Source organism: Ruegeria sp. HKCCA0235A (genome assembly GCF_013033235.1).
Lineage (GTDB): Bacteria > Pseudomonadota > Alphaproteobacteria > Rhodobacterales > Rhodobacteraceae > Ruegeria.
The window spans coordinates 1-2,573 of the sequence record NZ_WQDQ01000026.1; the positions used below are offsets into that span (position 1 = coordinate 1).

Consider the following 2,573-nt stretch of genomic DNA (forward strand, 5'->3'; position numbering starts at 1 on the left):
GGACAAAGCGGACGTCCGCTGGGTCCGTTTGTAAAGGCCCAACAACGATGGTCGGCGTGTGTGATTCCTAAATTTGAAACAACCGTACTGCCAAATCAAAACCGAACACTTAAGTTTGCACCTAGGCCATGTTCTTGGCCATTGGATCGAACTGAATAACCATATCCTGCCGTTAGTCTGGCCAGCTCAGAAATCTGATAGCCCAGGCCAAGCCCGAGAACGAAGCCATTTGCTCCTCGATTTTGTCCGACTTGTGTAAATGTTCCGAACAATGGACTTGTGACTGTGATTTCGTGCTCACTGTCTTTGTTGGCAAAGAAGTCATATTCATACCGGGCGAAGGCGATTGGGGTTAACAAACCATTCTCTGTCAAGAAGTCGCGTTGGTAGTCAATTCCAATAGAAGCGACCAGCGATTCTGCGTTCGCTTTTTCAATCGAGTAATTGAAATCACCACCGCCCGTCTCTGTGCCTGAGCCTTGTTGGATACGCCCGTAGTTCAATCCAAAAACCGTAGAAACCCTTGCACCGCTGTTCAGGTTAAACAGCTTCCGTGCCTGGATACCGGCATGGATGCCCTCTTGGTCCAAATCAGACTTTGCCTCGCCTCCCGTAAAGCCATCAACAGAAGGGTTATTTCGCTTGGCGTCGGTTTCACCGAACATGTAACCGACCAGCCCGGAGAACTCCCAAGTTCCGGTTGTTGTGCGCCCATAGACGCCCACATGATAGCTGTCGGTCGAAAAGTCCTGATCGACTTGATCGTGTTCATCCATGGAGGATGTCCCAAAACCTGCGTACACGCCGACCACACCTCTATCGGTGCTTGCGACATCCGCTCCGACCAAAATCGTGCCCAGCGAATAGTCGAATGTCCCAAGGCCATTGCTTCCATCAACGTCCCCGCTCACATAGGCCGTGTCGATCCACCAGCGCCGATCAGAGCAGTCTATTGCGCCGCTCGGGCTCTGGGCCGAGTCGATGTCGCCTTCTGCAACGGGTTGATCCGCATTGCTGAAGCCAACCGCTTGATACTTGCGGCAGTCAGCATGGCTCAGCACAGTGTTTGTTATCAGGTCAAGTTGCTCAAGCCCAACGGTCAAATTGGAGGAATAGGGCTCTGCGTGCACACGATTAAATCCAGACAAACCTGAATTGGTAAGCGTGTTAACGGTATTACCCAAGGTTGAGCCATTGGTCAGATTAGTTCCAGGTGACGTGTTTGTGGTGTTAGCCACCGCACCAGCAAGGTTGCTTGCATTGGGAGATCCAACAACTGATGGATGTTGTGGTAAACTCGAAACGGGGAGGGTCGAAAACGCTATGTCGATTCTACCGTCCGCGGTTGGCGTGTTTGAGATACTCAGACTGGATAGGGCGGGCAGAGATCCTCCGGCAACAAGAGTTGGGGAGTTTCCATCGAAACGCGAGGCTTGAAAAACCGTGTAGTCGTTGCCAGCAGCATAGTCCTGCGCAGTCAGGCCGGGACGAGCGGCTTCGACTTGTATAGTGGCGCGGTTAATCCCTGTAACGGGCCCGCTGGATGACACCAAATCGGCTTTCTGACCGGCCGTCGGATCGACTTCACTTAAGATCCTTGACCCAGTTTCAAAGGCGATACCGCCACTATTGTTAAGCGTACCAATTGAAAAGCCCGGCGAAAGCACCCCTCCGTTCTTAACTGTGAAGTTAAATGCGTTCACGGTTCCCGTTCCGGCCAGCGTGCCAAAATTCTCAAAGTTTACGGTGTTCAAACTGCTTGCTGCATCGAGCCGAACGGTCGTGCCTGCCGCTATCGCCATGTCACTGGTTGAAGAAATCGAACTATTCGTCAGTGTGAAATCAGAAGCCTCGGCAACCCGGGTTTGGATATAGTACGCCCCGAAAACCACTTCGGTAGCCCCTATAACGGTAAGGTTGTCGTAGGTTAACGGTCGGTCTGACTGGAAGTAAACTTCAGTGGGGTCGATATTCGCGCCGTTGAACGGAACGAACGTCATTGATCTGCCGGAACCAATCGAAGTTCCAATGAGGTTCACTCTAAGCTTCCCGTTGATGTTCGTAGCCAAGGCCTCACGAGAAACAAAGTCTCCGCTACCTGCCGCAACATCAACGTTTAGGAGAGTTAAAACTGAAGCATTGCTTGGAACGGTATTCTGGCCCGGGACATACAACTCAATTTCACCAGAGGACGTGATAGAGGAGTTTCCAATTGTAAGTCCTGTAATGGGTCCGTTTGGGATCGGCAGACACGTGCGTTCCGTCGTTGAAATTGTTTGATTAACGCGAGTGCTTTCAGATCCGGATGAATATTCTATCCGAGGAGAGCCCAATTCTACGCAACCCTGTGCGCTTTGGGCCTGTGCGTCGCCCGCCACTAACACATAAGCCAAGGCTCCCAGTGACAACTTAATAATAAATGCACGCTGAGCGTATAGTGCCGCAAGTGTCGGGCCCAGTGTTGCCATCAGCTTTCTCCTCTTACTTGATAAGCGAGAGTACACCCAATTGTGATACACGGTGAGTTTTGTGAAATGCTCAAAAAAGTCAAACGATTGACTGCTTTGGGCTCG

At 51.3% G+C, this 2,573-nt stretch carries 1 protein-coding gene; it reads right to left on the bottom strand.

Annotated features, from left to right (window positions below; all coding sequences use genetic code 11):
- Positions 1–95: 95 nt before the first annotated feature.
- On the bottom strand, positions 96–2,468 hold the full coding sequence (locus GOW56_RS21620) for an autotransporter domain-containing protein (protein WP_253283495.1): 2,373 nt from the start codon (positions 2,466–2,468) through the stop codon (positions 96–98).
- Between the last annotated feature and the right edge of the window lie 105 nt (positions 2,469–2,573).